15 protein-coding genes are annotated in these 20,705 nt (G+C 72.9%); 4 read left to right on the top strand and 11 right to left on the bottom strand.

Going from position 1 to position 20,705, the window contains the following annotated elements:
* Nucleotides 1–70 precede the first annotated feature (70 nt).
* Both ACLHRZ_RS26420 and ACLHRZ_RS26415 read left to right on the top strand, forming a co-directional pair.
* On the top strand, nt 71–358 hold the full coding sequence (locus ACLHRZ_RS26420; protein ID WP_490421014.1) for a YtxH domain-containing protein: 288 nt from the start codon (nt 71–73) through the stop codon (nt 356–358).
* Between the two features lie 43 nt (nt 359–401).
* Nucleotides 402–1,826, top strand: a complete 1,425-nt coding sequence (locus tag ACLHRZ_RS26415; RefSeq protein ID WP_490421013.1) for an FGGY family carbohydrate kinase — start codon at nt 402–404, stop codon at nt 1,824–1,826.
* Between the two features lie 22 nt (nt 1,827–1,848).
* Here ACLHRZ_RS26415 and ACLHRZ_RS26410 read toward each other — a convergent pair whose 3' ends face one another.
* From ACLHRZ_RS26410 to ACLHRZ_RS26380, 7 genes are all read right to left on the bottom strand, one after another.
* Nucleotides 1,849–2,946 (bottom strand): sigma-70 family RNA polymerase sigma factor, encoded by a 1,098-nt coding sequence (locus ACLHRZ_RS26410; protein ID WP_490421012.1) that lies wholly within the window; start codon nt 2,944–2,946, stop codon nt 1,849–1,851.
* 214 nt (nt 2,947–3,160) lie between these two features.
* Nucleotides 3,161–5,062 (bottom strand): DNA primase, encoded by a 1,902-nt coding sequence (gene dnaG / locus ACLHRZ_RS26405; RefSeq protein ID WP_490421011.1) that lies wholly within the window; start codon nt 5,060–5,062, stop codon nt 3,161–3,163.
* 9 nt (nt 5,063–5,071) lie between these two features.
* Nucleotides 5,072–5,536 carry a GNAT family N-acetyltransferase gene (locus ACLHRZ_RS26400; RefSeq protein WP_490421010.1) on the bottom strand — a complete coding sequence of 155 codons (465 nt, stop codon included), beginning with the start codon at nt 5,534–5,536 and terminating at the stop codon, nt 5,072–5,074.
* Nucleotides 5,533–6,798 carry an NAD(P)/FAD-dependent oxidoreductase gene (locus ACLHRZ_RS26395; RefSeq protein ID WP_490421009.1) on the bottom strand — a complete coding sequence of 422 codons (1,266 nt, stop codon included), beginning with the start codon at nt 6,796–6,798 and terminating at the stop codon, nt 5,533–5,535. Before ACLHRZ_RS26395 ends, ACLHRZ_RS26400 begins: the two co-directional genes overlap by 4 nt.
* Nucleotides 6,799–6,949: 151 nt before the next feature.
* Nucleotides 6,950–8,293, bottom strand: coding sequence for a deoxyguanosinetriphosphate triphosphohydrolase (locus ACLHRZ_RS26390; protein WP_490421008.1), 1,344 nt, complete (start codon nt 8,291–8,293; stop codon nt 6,950–6,952).
* A gap of 198 nt (nt 8,294–8,491) precedes the next feature.
* The gene (locus tag ACLHRZ_RS26385) at nt 8,492–9,436 is read right to left on the bottom strand and encodes a trypsin-like serine peptidase (protein WP_490421007.1); all 945 of its coding nucleotides are present in this window, start codon (nt 9,434–9,436) and stop codon (nt 8,492–8,494) included.
* A 201-nt stretch (nt 9,437–9,637) separates the two neighbouring features.
* Nucleotides 9,638–10,321 carry a hypothetical protein gene (locus ACLHRZ_RS26380; RefSeq protein WP_490421006.1) on the bottom strand — a complete coding sequence of 228 codons (684 nt, stop codon included), beginning with the start codon at nt 10,319–10,321 and terminating at the stop codon, nt 9,638–9,640.
* A gap of 100 nt (nt 10,322–10,421) precedes the next feature.
* On the opposite strand from ACLHRZ_RS26380, the gene ACLHRZ_RS26375 reads away from it, so the two are divergent.
* Nucleotides 10,422–11,339: an oxidoreductase gene (locus tag ACLHRZ_RS26375; protein WP_490421005.1), complete on the top strand. Its 918-nt coding sequence runs from the start codon at nt 10,422–10,424 to the stop codon at nt 11,337–11,339.
* A gap of 18 nt (nt 11,340–11,357) precedes the next feature.
* Here the strand turns inward: ACLHRZ_RS26375 and ACLHRZ_RS26370 are convergent, their stop codons facing one another.
* Complete coding sequence (locus ACLHRZ_RS26370) at nt 11,358–11,924, bottom strand: hypothetical protein (RefSeq protein WP_490421004.1); 567 nt, start codon at nt 11,922–11,924, stop codon at nt 11,358–11,360.
* 223 nt (nt 11,925–12,147) lie between these two features.
* On the opposite strand from ACLHRZ_RS26370, the gene ACLHRZ_RS26365 reads away from it, so the two are divergent.
* Nucleotides 12,148–13,980 carry an APC family permease gene (locus ACLHRZ_RS26365; protein WP_490421003.1) on the top strand — a complete coding sequence of 611 codons (1,833 nt, stop codon included), beginning with the start codon at nt 12,148–12,150 and terminating at the stop codon, nt 13,978–13,980.
* A gap of 25 nt (nt 13,981–14,005) precedes the next feature.
* Here the strand turns inward: ACLHRZ_RS26365 and ACLHRZ_RS26360 are convergent, their stop codons facing one another.
* From ACLHRZ_RS26360 to ppdK, 3 genes are all read right to left on the bottom strand, one after another.
* The gene (locus ACLHRZ_RS26360) at nt 14,006–15,961 is read right to left on the bottom strand and encodes a glycosyltransferase family 2 protein (RefSeq protein WP_490421002.1); all 1,956 of its coding nucleotides are present in this window, start codon (nt 15,959–15,961) and stop codon (nt 14,006–14,008) included.
* A 34-nt stretch (nt 15,962–15,995) separates the two neighbouring features.
* Nucleotides 15,996–17,045, bottom strand: a complete 1,050-nt coding sequence (locus ACLHRZ_RS26355) for an ArsR/SmtB family transcription factor (protein WP_490421001.1) — start codon at nt 17,043–17,045, stop codon at nt 15,996–15,998.
* A 632-nt stretch (nt 17,046–17,677) separates the two neighbouring features.
* On the bottom strand, nt 17,678–20,512 hold the full coding sequence (gene ppdK, locus ACLHRZ_RS26350; protein WP_490421000.1) for a pyruvate, phosphate dikinase: 2,835 nt from the start codon (nt 20,510–20,512) through the stop codon (nt 17,678–17,680).
* Nucleotides 20,513–20,705 lie beyond the last annotated feature (193 nt).

The following is a 20,705-nucleotide window of genomic DNA, read 5'->3' as shown; positions in this document are numbered from 1 at the left end:
GGGCACCGCCGGGTAGGCGAGGGCGAAGGCCGGGAGAGGCACAGCGGATCCAACGGAAGGACGGTGCGCGATGCGCTACCGGGTGACGTTCATCGCCGGGCTGGCCGTCGGTTACGTGCTCGGCGCGCGGGCCGGCCGGGAGCGCTACGAGGAGCTGCGCAAGGGCGCGCAGCGCATCGCGCAGAACCCGGCGGTCCGCAACACCGCGGAGTCCGCCGCGCAGAACGGCCGGGCCATGGCCTCGCGGGCGTTCGAGAAGGCGGGCAGCCGGCTGCCGGGCGCCGTCGCCGACCGCGTGCGCTCGCTGCGCGAGCGCGGGCAGGGCGACGAGGACGACTGGGGCACCAGCAACACGTGACCTGTGGCGCCGGGGACGCCCGGGATTTGGCATCATCCTTGACATGGGGATAGTCGCCGGGCTGGACAGTTCTGCCCAGAGCACACAGATCGTCGTCTGCGACGCGGACACCGGTGCCGTGCTCCGGCAGGGGTACGCCCCTCATCCGGCGGCCGCGCCCGAGGGCGACCCGCAGGCGTGGCTGATGTCGCTCGGCGACGCCGCCGCCGGGGGCGTGCTGGAGGGCGTGCAGGCCATCGGCGTCTCCGCGCAGCAGAACGGTCTGCTCGTGCTGGACGCCGGCGGGGTGCTGGTCCGTCCCGCCCTGCTGGGCAACGACAAGCGCATGCAGCCCTGTGCGGCCGAGCTGACCGATGCACTGGGCGGCCGGGCCGCCTGGGCGCAGGCGGTCGGGTCGGTGCCGCAGGCCGGGCAGGCCCTGGCCAAGCTGCGCTGGCTCGCCCGCAACGAGCCGGAGTCGGCCGCCCGCGCCGCCGCCCTCCTGCAGCCGCACGACTGGCTGGTCTGGCAGCTGCTGGGCAGGCCCCTGCGCCGGACGACGGACCGCGGGGACGCGTCCGGCACCGGTTTCTGGTCGGCCGCGACGGGCGAATGGCGGCCGGATCTCGTGGAGCTGGCGCTGGGCCGGCCGGCCGCGCTGCCCGACGTGCTCGGCCCGGCCGAGCCGGCCGGGCACACCCCCGAGGGGCTGCTGATCTCGGCGGGCACCGGCGAGACGATGGCCGCCGCCTTCGGGCTGGGCGTCGGGCCCGGCGACGCGGTGATCTCCCTGGGCGCCTCCGGGTCGGTCTTCTCCGTGCACCCCTCGGCGCTGGAGGACCCCACCGGCACGATCATCTCGTTCGCCGACGCGACCGGCATGCACCTGCCCGTCGTCCACACGCTCAACGCCGTGCGGGTGCTGCGCGGCACCGCCGAGCTGCTCGGGACGGACCTGCCGGGCCTGTCCGCGCTGGCGCTGCAGTCCTCGCCGGGCTCCTACGGGCTCGTCCTGCTGCCGTACCTGGAGGGCGAACGCACTCCGCAGCTGCCGCACGCCTCGGGGACGCTGGTGGGGCTGCGGCGCGAGAGCATGAAGCCGGAGCACCTGGCGCGGGCGGCGTTCGAGGGCATGCTGTGCGGGCTGACGGACGCGCTGGACGTGCTGCGCTCGCGCGGCGTCGAGGTGCGCCGCGTCTTCCTGCTGGGCCCGGCCGCCGAGCTGCCCGCCGTGCAGGCGATCGCGCCGTCGCTGTTCGGCGCGCAGGTCGTCGTCCCGCAGCCGATGGACTACGCGGCGCTGGGCGCGGCCCGGCAGGCCGCCTGGTCGCTGGGCGTCCAGCAGGGCACCCTGGCCCCGCACACGCCCCCGCAGTGGCCCGCCGTGACGGGCCAGTCCTTCGATCCCGGCGAGGACCTGGCGGCGGGTCAGGCGGTGCGGCAGCAGTACGCGGCGGTGCGGGAGCAGACGCACCCGGGGGCGTTGTAGGGCCCGCAGCCGGACCGAGGCCTCAGTCCAGGTAACCCCGCAGCTGATCCGCGAAAGCGTGGTCCCGCAATTTATTGAGCGTCTTCGACTCGATCTGCCGAATCCGCTCCCGCGTGACCCCGAAGATCCGCCCGATCTCCTCCAGCGTCCGCGGCCGCCCGTCGGCGAGCCCGTAGCGCAGCTGCACCACCTTGCGCTCGCGCTCCCCGAGCGTGGAGAGCACGGCCTCCAGGTGCTCGCGCAGCAGCAGGAAGGCGGCCGACTCCACGGGCGAGGCGGCGTCGCCGTCCTCGATGAGGTCACCGAGGGCGACGTCGTCCTCCTCCCCCACCGGCGCGTGCAGCGACACCGGTTCCTGGGCGAGGCGCAGGACTTCGCTGACCCGTTCCTCCGACAGGTCGAGCTGGGCGGCGACCTCCTCGGCGGTGGGTTCGTAGCCGCGCTCCTGGAGCATGCGGCGCTGCACCCGCACCACCCGGTTGATCAACTCCACGACGTGGACGGGGACTCGGATGGTGCGGGCCTGGTCGGCGAGGGCGCGGGACATGGCCTGGCGGATCCACCAGGTCGCGTACGTCGAGAACTTGTAGCCGCGGGCGTAGTCGAATTTCTCGACTGCCCTGATCAGCCCCAGGTTTCCCTCCTGCACCAGGTCGAGCATGGTGAGGCCGCGGCCGATGTAGCGCTTGGCGACGGAGACGACGAGCCGCAGGTTGGCCTCGATCAGCCGACGTTTGGCCATCCGGCCGAGCACGACGAGCTGGTCGAGGTCCAGGGCGAGGCGGGTGTCGAGGTCGGGGGTGCACAGGAGCTTCTCCTCGGCGAACAGCCCGGCCTCGACGCGGCGGGCCAGTTCCACCTCCTCGGCCGCCGTGAGCAGGGAGATCCTGCCGATCTCGCGCAGGTACTGGCGGAAGAGGTCGGACGAGGGGCCACCGGTGTCGGCCCGCACCGGTTCCGGGGGCGCGTCCTCGGCGAAGGTCTCGGTCGCGGGCGGTCCGTCCTGCCGCGGCACGATCGGTGCCGCGGTGGCCGGGGCCTGTGGGAGGGTCGGGGTCCGGGTCTGCACGGGGGCGACCTCCAGGGTGATCGCTGCTATGGCGGCAGAACGGGGCAGCACGGATCAAGGCACGGCGGCGGCCGAGCCGTCGCCCTTGCAGGGGATCGAGAGCGGCTTCGCAAAGGGGCCGGCGGCCGCCGGGCCTGCCGCGCTCCGAGGACTCGGGCACCGCCCAATAGTGTGGAGCACGACACACGCCCGCCACGAGGGGCGTGCGTCCACTTTCTGAGCCCTGAACGTGACCGGCCGGTTACAGGCGGCGTTTGCCCGGCACTTACAGCGCTGCGGCGCCGCGGTCCTTGAGGGACTTTCCGTACTGCTGGAGGACCCACAACTCGTTCTGCACGGCCGCCAGTTGCGCCGGGTCCGCCTGGGTGCCCATGCGGACCATGCCCGCCGTGACCTCCCCGATGCGGCGCTCGACGGCCCGCAGCCGGACGTGCACCAGCTGGGTGCCCGCGTAGATCGCGTCGACCGTGCGGGCGTGGACGGCCTCGACGGCCAGCTCCGTGACCAGGGCACGGACGGTGTCGTCGGGCGCGGCGTCACGGACCTTGGCCAGATAGCGGGGGTCCGCCTGCGTGACGCCGCCGGCCTCCTCGATGGCCCGGCGCACGGCGGCGTAGGGCGGGGCGGTGAACTCGTCCTCCATGTAGGCGTCGAAGGCCGGGGCGACGAGCTCGGGGTGCTGGAGGGCCAGCTTGAGCAGCTCCCGCTCGGTGCGGTGGGCGGGGCTGCGCAGATTGAGGGCGGGGCCGCGCACGGCCGGCTGCTGGGGTACGGGCGCAGCGGACGGCGCGCCGCGGTGCTGCGCGCGCCCCTGGTCGGGGCGCTGGCCGCGCTCGCGGGCCCAGCGGGCGAGCTGGCCGACGCGGCGGACGACGAACTGGGTGTCCAGGATGCCGAGCATGCCGGCGAGCTGGACGGCGTACTCGTGCTGGATGGCGCTGTTCTTGATGTTCGCGACGATGGGCGCGGCCGCCTCCAGGGCGGCGGCCCGGCCCTCGGCGGTGTCGAGGTTGTGCCGGGCGACGACCTGGCGGATGGCGAAGGCGAACAGCGGGGTGCGGGTCTCCACCAGGGTCTGCACGGCCGCGTCGCCCTCGGCGAGGCGCAGCTCGCAGGGGTCCATGCCGCCGGGGGTGATGGCGATAGAGGTCTCGGCGGCGAACTTCTGGTCGTCCTCGAAGGCGCGCAGGGCGGCCTTCTGGCCGGCGGCGTCGCCGTCGAAGGTGAAGACGACCTCGGAGCCGGAGTTGTCCATCAGCAGCCGGCGCAGGATCTTGATGTGGTCGCCGGCGAAGGCGGTGCCGCAGGTGGCGATGGCCGTGGTGATGCCAGCCAGGTGGCAGGCCATGACGTCCGTGTAGCCCTCGACGACCACGGCGCGGTTGGTCTTGGCGATCTCCTTCTTCGCGAGGTCGATGCCGTAGAGGACGTGGGACTTCTTGTAGATCGGCGTCTCGGGGGTGTTGAGGTACTTCGGCCCGTTGTCGTCGTCGCGGAGCTTGCGGGCGCCGAAGCCGATGACCTCGCCGGTGATGTCGCGGATGGGCCACATCAGCCGGCCTCGGAAGCGGTCGATGGGACGGCCGCCGCGGCTCTCCTGGGCGAGGCCGGAGACGATCAGCTCCTTGTCGGTGAACCCCTTGCCGCGCAGGAAGCGGGTGAGGTGGTCCCAGCCGGCCGGGCTGTAGCCGACGCCGAAGTGCTGCGCGGCCTCCTGGTCGAAGCCGCGGCCGGCCAGGAAGCGGCGGCCGATCTCGGCCTCGGGGCTGCCGAGCTGCTCGACGTAGAACTGCGCGGCGGCCTTGTGCGCCTCGACCAGGCGGATCCGCTCGCCCTGCTGGCGGCCCGGGGTGTAGCCGCCCTCCTCGTACCGCAGGGTGATGCCGGCCTGGGCGGCGAGCCGCTCGATGGTCTCGGCGAAGGAGAGGTGGTCGATCTTCATGACGAAGTCGACGGTGTCCCCGCCCTCCTGGCAGCCGAAGCAGTAGAACAGCCCCTTGGCGGGGCTGACCTGGAAGGACGGGGACTTCTCGTCGTGGAACGGGCAGAGGCCCTTGAGATTGCCGCCGCCCGCGTTGCGCAACTGGAGGTACTCGGACACGACGGCGTCGATCGGGACCGCGTCCCGGACCGCCCTCACATCGTCATCGTTGATCCTGCCTGCCACGCCTGAATTCTACGGCCGGGCGCCAACACCCCCGACCTTGATCACGAAGACGAGGTGCGGGCCCACGCCCTCGACCGTGAACTCCTCGCCCTGCACGGCGAAGCCGTGGCGCTCGTAGAAGCCGCGCGCGCCCGTGCGCCCGTTGCACCACACCAGCCCGGCGCCGCGGGCCCCGGCCTCGGCCAGCCCCGCCTCCAGCACGGCGACGCCGTACCCCCGGCCGCGCACGGCCGGGGCGCTGGCCATGCCGCGGAAGCGGTACGCCTCCTCGCCCGTGTCCGGCACGGGCCCGGGCATGAAGGTGACGCACGCCTGCACCCGCCCCTCCTCGTCGTACGCGGCGACGTGGAACGCCTCCGGCCGGCCGTCCTCCGGGAAGACGGCCGACTCCGGGGGCAGGCCGGGGCGCAGCACGGCGTGCCGCAGGGCGAAGATCTCCGCGGCGGGCACGAGCGCGGTGCGGATCCGGCTCATGCGGTGGGCACCGCGTCGAGCGGGACGGTGGGGTCGGCGAGGGCCTCGGGGGCGAGGCGGACGCCGGAGCGGATGAGGCGCTGGATGTCCTCCGTGACGTCCCACACGTTCACGTTCATCCCGGCCAGCACCCGGCCCTCGCGCAGCCAGAAGGCGATGAACTCGGGCTTTCCGGCGTCCCCGCGGATGACCACCTGGTCGTACGAGCCGGGGGGCGCGTAGCCGGAGTACTCCAGGCCCACGTCGTACTGGTCGGAGAAGAAGTACGGGACGCGGTCGTAGGAGACCTCCTGGCCGAGCATGGCGCGGGCGGCGGCGGGGCCGCCGTTGAGGGCGTTGGCCCAGTGCTCGATGCGCAGGCGGGTGTGCAGCCAGGGGTGTTCGGCGGCGGCCACGTCGCCCGCGGCGTGGATGTCGGGGTCGGAGGTGCGCAGGGAGGCGTCGACGGCGATGCCGCCGCCGTCCGCGCGGTCGACGAGGGCGAGGCCGGCGGCCTCGGCGAGGGCGGTGCGGGGGGCGGCGCCGATCGCGGCGAGGACGGCGTGGGCGGGGTGCTCCTCGCCGTCGTCGGTGCGGGCGGCCAGGACCATGCCGTCCTGGCCGGTGATCTCGGTGAGCCGGGCGCCGAAGTGGAAGCGGACGCCGTGCGCGGCGTGCAGGTCGGTGAAGAGCTGGCCGAGCTCGGGGCCGAGGACCCGGTGCAGCGGAGTGGGCGCGGGTTCGACGATCGTCACCTCGGCGCCGTAGCCGCGGGCCGCGGCGGCGACCTCCAGGCCGATCCAGCCGGCTCCGGCGATGACGAGGTGGCCGTTGTCGCGCCCGAGGGAGGCAAGGACGCCGCGCAGCCGCTCGGCGTGGGCGAGACGGCGCAGGTGGTGCACGCCGGCCAGGCCGGTGCCGGGGATCTCCAGCCGGCGCGGCTCGGCGCCGGTGGCCAGCAGCAGCTTGTCGTAGGCGACGACCGTGCCGTCGCCGAGCCGGACCGTCCTGGCCGCGCGGTCGAGCGCGACGGCGGGCTGGCCGAGGTGGAGCTCGATGTCGGCCTGGGCGTACCAGGCCGGTTCGTGGACGAAGACGGCCTCCCGGTCGGTCTTTCCCGTGAGGTACCCCTTGGAGAGCGGCGGCCGCTCGTAGGGGTGGTCGCGTTCGTCGCAGATGAGGATCACCCGGCCGGTGAAACCTTCCGACCGGAGGGTCTCCGCCGCCTTGGCACCGGCCAGGCCTCCTCCCACGATGACGAACGTCTGGTCTGCGTCCACCACTTGCTGCCTCCTCGCTGCCGCGCAGTGCGTCTGCGTACCGCCCCCGTGGGGTGTTCCGGCGGGGGTCCGACCCGGGGCGCAGCCCCTGTCAGATACTGCGGCCCCCGGGAAAGCACAGCCTGAACGGGTCAGTACCCGCAAGGGCCCGGGATTATCGTGGCCCCGCCCCCGTGAGCCTGGCGTGAAGAGTGCGCGCCGAGGCGTCGGTGAGGGCGGCGATCTGGTCGACGACCGCCCGCAGCCGCCCCGCATCGTCGGCGGCGTCGTCGAAGAGGGTGCGGAACTGCGGGTCGAGGCCGTCGGGCGCGCGGACGGCCAGGGCCTCCGCGAGCTCGGCGATGACGACGCGCTGCTCGGCCCTGAGCTTCTCCTGGTCCTCCCGCTGTATGACGTAGCGGTCGGCGACGGCCTTGAGGACGGCGCACTCCAGCCGCGTGCCGCGGGGGACGACGAGCTCGGCCCCGTACCGCCCGAGCCGGCCCGGGCCCCACGCCGCGCGGGTGGCCGTCTCGGCGGCCAGGCAGAAGCGGCCGATGAGCTGGCTGGTGGCGTCCTTGAGGCGGGCCTGGGCGACGGCGCTGCCGTCGTAGCCGTGCGGCCACCACTCCTGGGCCAGCAGCCGGTCCAGCGCCTCGGCCAGCTCGGCGGGCCCGGCGCCCGGGGCGTAGCGGCGGGCGGCGACCGCGAACACCTCGCGGCGCTCGGGGCCGGCGAGCAGGACGCCCGGGTCCAGGTGGCCGGCCTGCAGGCCGTCCTCCACGTCGTGCACGGAGTAGGCGACGTCGTCGGCCCAGTCCATGACCTGGGCCTCGAAGCTGCGGCCGTGGGCGGGGGCGCCCTGCCGGAACCAGGTGAAGACCGGCAGGTCGTCCGCGTAGACCCCGAACTTGCGCGAGTCCGGGTCGGTGGGGTGGCCGCCGCGCGGCCAGGGGTACTTGGTGGCGGCGTCGAGCGCGGCGCGGGTGAGGTTGAGGCCCACGCTGACCGGCCGGCCGTCGCCCGTCGGCGGGCCGGGCACGAAGCGCTTCGGCTCGAGCCGGGTGAGCAGGCGCAGCGACTGGGCGTTGCCCTCGAACCCGCCGCAGGACCGGGCGACTTCGTCGAGCGCCTGCTCACCGTTGTGGCCGAACGGGGGGTGGCCCAGGTCGTGCGCGAGGCAGGCCACCTCGACCAGGTCGGGGTCGCAGCCGAGGGCCGCGCCCAGCTCCCGGCCGACCTGGGCGCACTCCAGCGAGTGCGTCAGGCGCGTGCGCGGCGTGGCGTCCCAGGCCTGGGCGTTGGCGCCCGGGGCGACGACCTGCGTCTTGCCGGCGAGGCGGCGCAGCGCGGCGGAGTGCAGCACACGCGCCCGGTCCCGCTGGAAGGCCGTCCGGCCGGGCCGCTTGTCGGGCTCGGGCGCCCAGCGCTCCACGTCCGGCACGTCGTACCCGGCGATACCGGGGGTCTCCCTGCCTGCGTCCTTGCTCCGTGCTGTGCCTGCGCCTGTGCCGTTCATACCCCCGACGGTAGCCGCCGGGTGTGACAGACGGGAGGGTATCCCTCCGGGGGTTGGATGCCCCGGACCGCGCTGCGCGCGGTGTCCTCGAACTCCCCCGGCCAACGCTGGGAGGTGCCCCCAACGGGCTGATTCCAGCCCGTCCGGCGTTTGAGGACGAACGGCGGCAGCCGCGATCAAGCGGCACCCCCCGGAGGGCTACCGCTTGGGCTCGCGGTCGTTGATCGCGTCGAGGTACAGCTTGAAGATCTCGTCGTCGTCGACCGGGCTGTACGACAGCCGGGCGCTCTCGTCCCCGTCCGGGCCGCCGCCGTTCAGGCCGCCCAGGACGCCGACCAGGTCGCCGGTCTTCGTCTTCTCGTTGAAGTGGATGAGCCACGGGCTGCCGGACGTGCCGGAGTAGAAGCCGTCGCACCGCATGCGCAGCTGCTTGTGGCCGTCCAGGCGGTCGGTCATCGCCGTGCAGCGGATCGCCTGGTCCGCCGGGTCGTCGTCGACGTCGGGGTAGCCGATGACCGTCACCCGGTTGGTGTATCCGGGCGTCCGCACCAGCCGGTTCGCGCCCGTCACCCGTTCGATCTGCCTGCCGCGGGAGTCCGCCTTGAGCGTCGCGAACGCGAAGTCGAGGTCGGAGCCGTCCCCGTAGTCGTCGCGGCGCGGGTCGGTGAAGGTGCGGTCGACGGCCCAGACGCCGTACGGCTGTTTGCTCGCGCCCTGCTGGTAGTCGGGGACGAAGGCGGCCGCGTCGCCGAAGGAGCAGTGGCCCGCGGTCACGATGAGGTTGCCCTTGGGGCTGTGCACCACGCTCGCCGTGCAGTGGTGGTTCTTCATGTCCTCGCCGACGTAGAAGATCACGCCCACCGTCGGCACCCCGTCGAAGTGCCGTGCGCTGCCGGTGATCTTCTGGGCCTCGCTCTTGGCGTCGGGGTCGGGGTCGGCGTCCTCGGGGTCCGTGGAGGCCGTCATCCGGGTGGGCCCCCAGAAGCGCCGGGCCTCCTCGCTGGACCAGCTGCCGTCCCGGCCGTGGCCTCCGGCCCCCTTGGGAACGACGGCGGCGAGGGTGACGACATAGAGCCCCGCGAGCACGGCCCGGACCCACCGGGCCCGGCTCCACCAGGAGAAACGCACGGGCACCCCCACCACGTCAGGAAGGTAGTCGACAGGCTAACCGCACCGGCCGGGATCCGGCGCACGCCAGACTGTTTTCCGCACAGTCCGATGACACATGTTCCGATGTGGGACAGCGTACGGACGCCTCGCGGACCCCGGCCGGTGCGGCAGCACCGGATGCCGCCACATGGCTCACCGGCCCCATTCCCCGTGCCGGCGGCGCACAAGCGCGCGTCAGCCGTAGAACGGCCCGTCGTGGTGCCAGCTCGTGGTGCCGAAGACCGCGGACCCGCTGATGCCGATGTCGAGGTCGGTCACCTTGAGCCCGTACTGGACGGGCGTCGTGCCGGCCGGGCAGTCGGCCTTCACGGCAGGGAAGTTGAGGGAGAAGGAGGGGCCGTAATCGCTGCCGTCCGTCGCCCTGCGGGTCTGGTCGACGATCCAGCCGCTGTCGGCGGAGAAGTAGACGTGGTCCAGCGGCGTCCGGGTCGTACGGACCACGAAGGCGGTGCTCCAGTCGAAGGTGCCGTCCGCCGTGCGGCAGCCGAAGGTGCGGTCCGTGTCGGCGGTGGCGGTGAACTTGATGTCGCTGCCGTCGTTCGCGCCCGCGACGAAGCCGGGCTGGGAGCGGACGTTGTGCAGCGTGACGTCCACGGTGAAGCCGCCGCAGCCGGGGGTCGGGGAGTAGTCGTGGTACTTCTGCAGGCACCTGTGCGGGCCCGCGTGGTCCGTGGGATCGGGGGTGTACGGCTGGGGGACGACCAGTTCGCGGCCGAACACCAGTGTCTCGTCGACCCCGCCGGGGGTGGCCGCCGGTGCGGAGCCGGTGTCGGTGGCGTGGGCCGGCACCGGGCCGGCGAGCAGGAGACCGAGGGCCGCCGGTGGAGCGAGGAGCAGCCTTGCCAGGGTTCTTCGCATGGGGGTCACCGTAGGGGCGCGCGCTCCCGGCGCGAAAGGACTGCAGTGCACCCCCGGGCGGTCTAGGCTGGCCTTCCCTGATCGCAGAGGAGCGCACGGCATGAACGGCTGGACCGCGAGCGACATCCCCGACCAGAGCGGGCGCACCGCCGTGGTGACCGGCGCCAACAGCGGCCTCGGTCTGGTGACCGCACGTGAACTCGCCCGCCACGGCGCCCGTGTGGTGCTGGCCTGCCGGGATGCGACGCGCGGCAAGGCCGCCCTGGAGCTGCTCCGGGACCAGGTGCCGGACGCCGACGCCGAGTTGGGGCAGCTGGACCTCGCGGACCTCTCCTCCGTACGGGCCTTCGCGGACGGCCTGGCGGGCGAGCGGGTCGACCTGCTCGTCAACAACGCCGGTGTGATGGCCCTGCCGCAGCGCAAGACCGTCGACGGCTTCGAGATGCAATTCGGGACCAATCACCTCGGCCACTTCGCCCTGACCTGCCTGCTGCTGCCGCGACTCCGGGCCGCCGGGCCTGGAGCGCGGGTGGTGACCGTGTCCAGCGGGCTGCACTTCCTGGGCAACGTCGACCCGCGCGACCTCAACATGGAGCGGCGCTACCGGCGTTGGATCGCGTACGGCCGCTCCAAGAGCGCCAACCTGCTGTTCGTGCACGAGCTGGCGCGGCGGCTCGCCGCCGAGGGCTCGCCGGTCGTCGCGGTCGCCGCGCACCCCGGCTACGCGGCGACCAACCTCGCGACGGCGGGGCCGCGCATGGAGGAACGGGCCTGGGTCGAGCGGGGCGTCGAGGTCGCGAACCGGATCGTCGCACAGAGCGCGGAGGACGGGGCGCTGCCGACGCTGTACGCGGCGACGGCGCCGGGGGTGCGGCCGGACGAATTCATCGGTCCGAGGGTGCAGTTGTGGCGCGGGGCGCCGACGCGGTCGGTTCGGGCCCGGTGGACGCTGTCCGATGTTGCCGGGCGAGGTCTCTGGGAGGCCTCGGAGAAGCTGACGGGGATCACGTACGGCTGAGCCCCGGCGGTACCGGACTCACTCCAGCCCCGACGCCCGCAGCAGCGCCCGCGCCCCCTCGCCGTCCACCCGTTCCGCCACGTCCGCCAACGGAGTTGACCCCCGCAGCAATCCCCTGGCGCGCGCCCTGCGCGCCCCCGTGTCGAGGCGGTGCCACAGGAGCGGGTTCGCCGCGAGGACCCTCGGGTCCACCTCCACCCGGCCGCCCGTCACGTCGCGCAGCACCAGCCGCGGGGCGACCCCGTCCGCGCGGCGGACCTGTGTCAGCAGGTCCGTCCGTACGCGGTGTTCGCGCAGCAGCCCGCGGGCGGCCAGCCAGCCGTCGCCCGCGGTGATGCGCGCCGGGCGCAGCACGGCGACGAGGGTGCCGGCGAGCGTGGCCCAGCAGCCGCCGCGGGGCCAGTCCAGGCTGCCGCGGGCGAGGTCGGCGAGGACGAGGACGGCACCGAGGCACAGCCCGAACCACCAGGCGGCGCGGGCCTCGCGGCGCCAGCCGCGGTCGTAGGCCGGCACGGCGGCGCCCGGCGACCGGCCGTGGACATGTCGCGCCTGCAGTCGCAGCAGCAGCATTGCTCGCCGTCCCATGGCCGTGACGGTAGGGCCGGCCGCCGCCCCACACGCCGGAGATTGACGGAAAACTGACGTTACGTCGCCCAATCCTGACGCTCCGCTTACGGCCGGACGGCCACCGGCGTCAAGATCACGTGAAGATACCGCCGCACCGCGACAAGACCCCGCCAAGGCCGGGCGCGACCCCCGGAACCCGGCCCCACGCTGGGCGTTCCACGTCACGGAGGTACGACAAGACATGTCCATGCTGGCCAAAACGGACGGACGGCCCACCGAACCGCCGGATACCGGCGCGGGTCCCGCTGCCGAGGACCGGCACCGGCTCACCGCCACCCAGGGCCTCGCGGCCCTGTCCCTCGACGCGATGGCGTCGGTGGCCTACGGCCCCGAGTCGATCGTCCTGGTGCTGGCCGCCGCCGGAGCACACGGCCTCGGCTTCACCCTGCCGGTCACCCTGGCGATCGCCGCCCTGCTGGCCGTGCTCGTCGCCTCCTACCGCCAGGTCATCGCCGCCTTCCCGGACGGCGGCGGCTCGTACGCGGTCGCCAAGCGGCACCTGGGCCGCCGCACCAGCCTGGTCACCGCGGCCTCCCTGATCCTGGACTACGTGCTCAACGTGGCCGTCTCCGTGACGGCCGGCGTCGCCGCCCTGACGTCCGCCTTCCCCTCCCTCTACGACCAGCGGGTGTGGCTCTGCCTCGGCGTCCTCGTCGTCGTGACGGCCGTCAACCTGCGCGGCATCGTGGAGTCGGCGAAGGCCTTCATCGTGCCGACGGCCGTCTTCGTCGGCTCGATCCTGCTCATGATCGTCATGGGCCTCTTCCGCAGCGCCCCCGCCAGCACCGCGGCCGCGCACGGTCACGCGTCGGTGCTCGCCGACAACGCCACCTCGGTCGGCGCGCTGCTGCTCCTGAAGGCGTTCGCGTCCGGCTGCTCCGCGCTCACCGGCGTCGAGGCCGTGGCCAACGCGGTGCCGTCCTTCCGCGCCCCGCGTGTCAAGCGCGCGCAGCGCACGGAGGTGGCGCTGGGCGCCCTGCTCGGCATCATGCTCATCGGCCTCTCGGTCCTCATCGGCCGCTTCCACCTGCAGCCGGTCGAGGGCGTCACCGTCCTGGCCCAGCTCGCGGACGCCTCGCTCGGCCACAACTGGGCGTTCTACGTGGTGCAGTTCGCGACGATGATCCTGCTCGCGCTCGCCGCGAACACCTCGTTCGGCGGACTGCCGGTCCTGATGGCCCTGCTGGCCCGCGACAACTACCTGCCGCACGTCTTCGGCCTCAAGGCCGACCGCCAGGTCCACCGCCACGGCGTGCTCGCCCTGGCCGCTGTCTCCGCGGTGCTGCTGGTCTTCTCCGGCGGCGACGTCAACACGCTCGTACCGCTCTTCTCGATCGGCGTGTTCGTCGGCTTCACCATCTGCCAGGTCGGCATGGTCCGCCACTGGCGGCAGGAGCGCTCGGCCGGCTGGCTCGGCAAGGCGCTCCTCAACGGCTTCGGCGCCGTGCTCACCGGCGTGGCCACGGTGGTCGTCACCGCGACGAAGTTCACCGAGGGCGCCTGGCTGATCGTCCTCGCGCTGCCGGTGCTGGTACTGGCCTTCGAGGCGGTGCACCGGGCGTACGGCCGGATCGGCGAGCGCCTGGAGCTGGGCCGGGTGCCCGAACCGCCGCGCCGCTGCCACTCGGTGGTCGTCGTGCCGGTCTCGTCGCTGTCGCGCCTGACGAGCAAGGCGCTGACCGCCGCCGTCTCGCTCGGCGACGAGGTCGTGGCCGTGACGGTCGCACACCCCGACGCGGAGTCGCTGCGCCGCGACTGGGAGCTGTGGAACCCGGGCGTGAGCCTGGTCGAACTGCCCGCCCAGGCGGGTGCGTTGGGCCGCCCGATCGTGCGGTACGTACGCGACCTGACGGAGCAGCACCCCGACAACCGGGTGACGGTACTGATCCCGGAGGTCGAGCCGGCCCACGTCTGGCAGCGGCTGCTCCAGAACCAACGGGGCACGGTGGTGGCACACGCGGTGCGGCGCGACACGGACGCGGTGATCTGCCGCTTGCGGTTCCGGATCACGTGATCCCCGCTCGGGGCGCACCTATCGGCTAGCCCAACCGCCCCCGTACCGCCTTCCACAGATCAACCCGCCCGACCCGCAGGGTCAATACGTCCCGCCCCGCGAGCGGCTTGGCGTACCACGGCAAGCCGCGCCGCTTCCAGCGCGCAACGCCGAGCCCCGGCCGGCGCGGTACGGGGACGGTCCACTCCGCACCCCCGGCGGCCAGGCGCACCGCGACGCGCCACTCCCCCGCCTCCGCGAGCGGAAACAGCGCCGTGTCCCCGTCCACGGGGACGGTGACCTCCGCACCGTCCGGGCCCTCGGCCCGGACCGTCAGGGCGCCGGCCGGCCAACCGGCCAGCGTGCAGCGGACGTTCACCGCCAGCGTGGCGGGCCCGGCAGGGGCCCAGGAGACCCCCTCCACCCCCAAGTGCGGCAGCACCCCGTGCCGCGTCTCCCCCACGTCCAGCGTGAGATTCCCGTACGGCTTCGTCGTGTAGAGCGCAACCGCCGTGCCCTGCGCAGTCACCACCGTCGTCGTCACCGTCGTCACCGACTCCGCCCGGCGGCTGCCCAGCCGGGCCTCCTTGGCGACGCCGGCCGCGTTCACCGCCAGGGTCGGGTCCCACAGGCCCGCCGGCAGAGAGGCGCCGTCGACCGTGACGTCGAAGGCGCCGTCCGTCCCGTGCACGGGGAAGCGGCGCTCGTCCCCGGACCCGCGCCGGCGCAGGATCAGGGCGGCCGTCGTGCCGGTGACAGGTATGCGGTCGACGGACGCACAGCCCGTCAGGCGCAGTCCGCCCAGGCCCAGGTCCGCGGATGCGACCTGGTGCCGGACGCGCAGTTCGGAGGTGATGTCGTAGCAGTCGTCGGGGATGTTCAGGGTGGAGTCGCGGAAGTACGGGTAACGGGCGTACGCCCGCCCGTCCTCGATCAGGAGCCCCTCCTCCTCACCGTCCGCAGCGGCCACGGTCGTTATGCCGTAGCTCGCCGCTCCGCGGTCCAGCTCCCACCGCACCAGCGTCAACAGCTCGTCCAGCAGACCCCGTTGGATCAGGTGGCAGCGCAGCCGCACCACCGCGGGCAGGCGGGCCGCCAGCCCTTCCCCGTAGTGGGGCGCGATCAGGTCGCCCAGCTCGGCCAGCAGCTTCGCCTGGACCTCGCGGTGCGGCTCGCGGCACCACTGCAGCACGGCGTCGCGCAGTTCCACGGCGAAGTGCCGGTGCAGCAGCACGTCCCGCCGGGGGCCCGGCTCCACGCGCTCCGCGACGAGCTCCGTCATCCGCCGGAAGAGGTCCATCCGCATCCGGGTGCCGTGCGGCTGCGCCGTGATGTTGTTGCCGTCCTCGCGCGCGACCCAGTACAGGCAGTCGTGGTCGGCCACCACCGAGATCGCGGCGGCCTCCAGGTAGGCCGTGGCCGTGAACGGCTGGTCCTCGCCTATGGACAGGCCGGTGTCGAAGCGCAGTCCGAGCCGCTCGACCAGCTCGCGCCGGAAGAGCTTCATCGGGTTGAGCGTCCAGTAGACGCGCGAGGCGAAGACGTCCGTCCGCGGCTGGTTCCGGCCGAACATCGAGCGCGGGGCACGGCGGCCGCCCTCCCCCACGATCCGGCCCAGGACGACGTCCGAGCCGTTCTCGTCGGCGGCGGCGACCATGCGCTCCAGCGCCTCCGGGCCGAGATAGTCGTCCGCGTCGAGGAAGAAGACGTAGCGGCCCGTGGCCCGTTCCAGGCCCAGGTTGCGCGGGCCGGCGGGGCCGCCCGAGTTCGGCTGGTGGACCACCTGCATCCCGGGCGCCCCGGCCGCCAGGCGGTCCAGCTCCTCCCCCGTGCCGTCCGTCGAGCCGTCGTCGACCGCGATCAGCTCGATGCTCCCCCTGGCTTCGCCGGGGGGACCCCCAGCACCCAGACTCTGCCGCAGGACGGACGTGACGCTGCGGGTCACGTACGGCATGGCGTTGTAGGCGGCGACGATGACCGTGACATCCGGGCCGGAAGACATGGCGGCGTGCTCCGTTCCTGCAGTTCAGACGCGGTCAGGGTATACGAGGACTCGAACCCGCGTTCTGAGCCGACCAGGCCTGCATCGTGACCTGGGGGGAACGTTCCGCCAGCGGGCCGCGGCGGCCGCCGCGGAGTAACGCCGCACCGAGCGGGGTCAGCGTGTGCAGCACGGCGCTGCCGTGCCGCAGGGTCAGCACGAGCCCGGCCTCGCGCAGCACCCCGGCGTGCTGGCTGGCCGAGGCCGCCGACACCCCCACCCTGCGGGCGAGTTCGCTGGTCGTGCAGCCGCCCCCGATCGACCCCAGGACCGCGGAGCGGGTGTGGCCGACCAGCTTGCCCAGCGAGCGCGGCGGGGACTGCACGCACGCCGACGGCTCCGACATGTGCCGGGCGGGGTAGACCAGGACGGGCGCGAGGTCCGGGTTCTGCAGGGCGACGGGCGTGCGCCGACAGAAGAACGACGGGACCAGCAGCAGGCCGCGCCCGTTGAGGTAGAGGTCGCGGTCGACGGGGTAGTCGGCCTCCAGGACCGGCGCCCGCCAGCGCATCGTGGGCGGCAGCGAGGAGAGCAGCGCATCCGCCCCGCCGTCCAGCAACGCCCGGCCGCGCACGGCCCGGTCGGCCTCTATCCGGCCCTGGATGTGCGTCCAGTAGGGTGCGATGGCGGCCTCGTGATAGGTGTGGAGCGCGCCGATCAGCTTGCCGAACGCACGGGCGTCACCCTCGCCGAGCGATCGTATCCAAGCGGGCAGCGTGCGCACCGTGGACAGCTTGGACAGCTCCTCGTGGACCCGCTCGGCCGGGGTGGCCCGCAGCGCGGCGATGCCGGACTCCAGTCCGTCCAGCCCTTCCGGGGGTGTCAGGAAGTCCGGGAAATAGCCCCGGGACGGAACCAGCGGGGCCAGGAGCCGCGTTTCACCATTCAACCGAGTACGGGTTTCCGAGCGCCAATCACCGTAGATCGATTCGCCTTGCTTGTCCCTGAGGCGGTGCAGGCTCAGAACGGTTTCCCAGAGTACGTCCGGGTCTCCGGCCAGGCGCAACCGGGCCAGATCGAGTCCAGTGAAATGGACACGCAGCACCAAACCCCCACATGAGACATCCGCAACCACCCCCCGCTCACTGAGTATGCACACCGATACGAGCTGTTACCACGCCCTTTTGGCCACAGTTGAAAGGACTCGCGGCGAACATCGCAGAAGCGAAATGCTATTCACGCACTCGGGGCCGCCCCCGCTCGTTCCCGTGGGGGGTGGCGAGCGAATAAGCGGCCGCTGAGTATGCGAGTTGCCGCCCGAGCCGATGCGGGCGGCAACAACTCCCGGTGGGGGAGTAAAGAGGGGCGGCGCTCCCGCACGGGCGCCGCCCCTTCGCCATGCCGCCTCCGGCTCGGTGGGCGCCCCAAGGTGCCGTACGCGTTACGTGCGGGTTACCACCCGCGGCCAGGTGCGGACCGCGCCCCGTCGGGGGCGCGGGGCTGTGACTCCCCCAGCTACCTCCCCCAGCTACCGCTGGGGGTGCCCCCAGGGGGTGCCCCCAAGAGGTGCCCCCAGCGGCTCCGCCGCGTGGGCGCGATCAGCCACGGACGGGCTGCGGCCGGGGACGGTGAAGTGCCGCACAGCCTCCGTACGCTGCCGGGTGCGGCCCGTGGGGGTTGCTCGCGCAGTTCCCCGCGCCTCTGACGGGGCGCACCCGGCAACGCGGTGTTCAGCGGCTACCGGCTGTCGCTCCCGCCGGAGGCCGCCGCCGCGCGCCCGGCCTCCAGCCGTGCCACCGGGATGCGGAACGGGGAGCAGGACACGTAGTCCAGCCCCACCTCGTGGAAGAAGTGGACCGACTCCGGGTCGCCGCCGTGCTCGCCGCACACGCCGAGCTTGAGGTCGGGCCGGGTGGCCCGGCCCGCCTCGGCGGCCGCGCGGACGAGCGAGCCGACGCCGTCCTTGTCGATGGTCTCGAACGGGCTGACCCCGAAGATCCCCTTCTCCAGGTACGCCGTGAAGAAGCTCGCCTCGACGTCGTCGCGCGAGAAGCCCCACACGGTCTGGGTGAGGTCGTTCGTGCCGAACGAGAAGAACTCGGCCGCCTCCGCGATCTGACCGGCCGTCAGGGCGGCGCGCGGCAGCTCGATCATCGTGCCGAGGGTGAGCCCGAGCCGGACCCCGCTCGTACGCTCCACCTCCGCGATGACGCGCTCGGCCTCCTCGCGGACGATCTCCAGCTCCTGGACGGTGCCCACGAGCGGGATCATGATCTCGGCGCGCGGGTCCCCCTTGGCGTCCCGCCGCTCGGCCGCGGCCTCGGCGATGGCCCGTACCTGCATGGCGAACAGGCCGGGGATGACCAGGCCGAGGCGGACGCCGCGCAGGCCGAGCATCGGGTTCTGCTCGTGCAGCTTGTGCACGGCCTGCAGCAGGCGCAGGTCGTTCTCGTGCGCCTCCTGCCGGGCCTCGGCGAGCGCGACGCGCACGGACAGCTCGGTGATGTCCGGCAGGAACTCGTGCAGCGGCGGGTCCAGCAGGCGCACGGTGACCGGAAGTCCGTCCATCGCCTCGAAGAGCTCGACGAAGTCGGCCTTCTGCAGCGGCAGCAGGGCCCCGAGGGCCTCCTCGCGCTCGGCCCCGGTGTCGGCCAGGATCAGCCGCTCGACCATCTCGCGGCGCTCGCCGAGGAACATGTGCTCGGTGCGGCACAGGCCGATGCCCTGGGCGCCGAAGCGGCGGGCGCGCGCGGCGTCCTCGGCGTTGTCGGCGTTGGCGCGGACGCGCAGCCGGCGCATGCGGTCGGCGTAGGCCATCACCCGGTGCACGGCCTGGACCAGTTCGTCCGCGTCGTCGGCGCCGGCGTGCATGCGGCCCTCGAAGTACTCGACGACCGGGGACGGCACGACGGGGACCTCGCCGAGGTAGACCTTGCCGGAGGAGCCGTCGATGGAGACGACGTCGCCCTCCTCGACGACGACCCCGCCCGGCGCGGTCATCTTCCGCTGCTTGGTGTCGACTTCGAGCTCCTCGGCACCGCAGACGCAGGTCTTGCCCATGCCGCGGGCGACGACGGCGGCGTGCGAGGTCTTGCCGCCGCGCGAGGTGAGGATGCCCTCGGCGGCGATCATGCCGTTGAGGTCGTCGGGGTTGGTCTCGCGGCGGATGAGGATGACCTTCTCGCCCGAACGCGACCACTTCACGGCCGTGTACGAGTCGAAGACGGCCTTGCCGACCGCGGCACCCGGCGAGGCCGCGATGCCCCGGCCGAGCATCTCCGTCTTCGCCTTCTCGTCGAAGCGCGGGAACATCAGCTGCGCCAGCTGGGCGCCGGTGACCCGCTGCAGCGCCTCGGCCTCGTCGATCAGGCCCTGGTCGACGAGCTGCGTGGCGATCCGGAAGGCCGCGCCCGCGGTGCGCTTGCCGACGCGGGTCTGCAGCATCCACAGCTTGCCGCGCTCGATGGTGAACTCGATGTCGCACAGGTCCTTGTAGTGCGTCTCCAGCGTCTCCATGATCTGCATCAGCTGGTCGTACGAGGCCTTGTCGAGCTGCTCCAGCTCGGCGAGCTGCATGGTGTTGCGGATGCCGGCGACGACGTCCTCGCCCTGGGCGTTCTGCAGGTAGTCGCCGTAGACGCCCTGGTGGCCGCTGGCGGGGTCGCGGGTGAAGGCGACGCCGGTGCCGGAGTCCGGGCCGAGGTTGCCGAAGACCATCGAGCAGATGTTGACGGCCGTGCCCAGGTCGCCGGGGATGCGCTCCTGGCGGCGGTAGAGCTTGGCCCGCTCGCCGTTCCACGAGTCGAAGACCGCCCTTATGGCCAGGTCCATCTGCTCGCGGGGGTCCTGCGGGAAGTCCCGGCCGGTCCCCTTGGCGACGATGTCCTTGAACTCCCCGACCAGCGTGCGCAGATCGGCGGCGTCGAGCTCGACGTCGGTCGCGACGCCCTTGGCCCGCTTGGCCTCCTCCAGCGCCTCCTCGAAGAGGTCGCCGTCGACGCCCAGCACGGTCTTGCCGAACATCTGGATGAGGCGGCGGTAGGAGTCCCACGCGAACCGCTCGTCGCCGGCCTGGGCCGCGAGCCCGCCCACGGACTCGTCGGAGAGGCCGATGTTCAGGACGGTGTCCATCATGCCGGGCATGGAGAACTTGGCGCCCGAACGGACGGAGACCAGCAGGGGGTTGTCGGCCTGGCCGAGCTTCTTGCCCATCCCGGCCTCGAGCGCCTCCAGGTGCGCGGTGACCTCGTCGCGCATCGCGGCGGGCTCGGTGCCGCTCTCCAGGTAGACCTTGCAGGCCTCGGTGGTGATGGTGAAGCCCGGGGGGACGGGCAGACCGAGGTTGGTCATCTCGGCGAGGTTGGCACCCTTGCCGCCGAGCAGGTCCTTGAGCTCCTTGTTGCCCTCGGTGAAGTCGTAGACGAACTTCTGGCGATCTTCGTTTACCGGCACGGGACTCGACTCCTCACTGGTGCCTCCCGGACGCAGGTGGGGAGGGCTGCCCTGACGGCGGGGAGCGTACCCAGATCGAAGGCATCTGAGGAGGTCCACTTGAGCGAACGATGGGCGCATCACCCCGTCTGCCAGCAGATCGAAAGTGGCATGGCCGAATCTGCCGCCCGCCGACATCCTTCACATCTTGAAGGCAAGACCACGGAAAGCATCCGAGGCACCACGATGTGTCGAGAAATCGCGCATGATGCGGTCAAGAGGTGAAGACGCAAAGGGTGGCACGCAGTGCCACCCTTTGGAAGGTGCAGGCCCG

Source organism: Streptomyces sp. AM25 (genome assembly GCF_058146165.1).
Note: the sequence above shows the minus strand (reverse complement) of the source record. Positions and strands in the feature narration are given on the sequence as shown.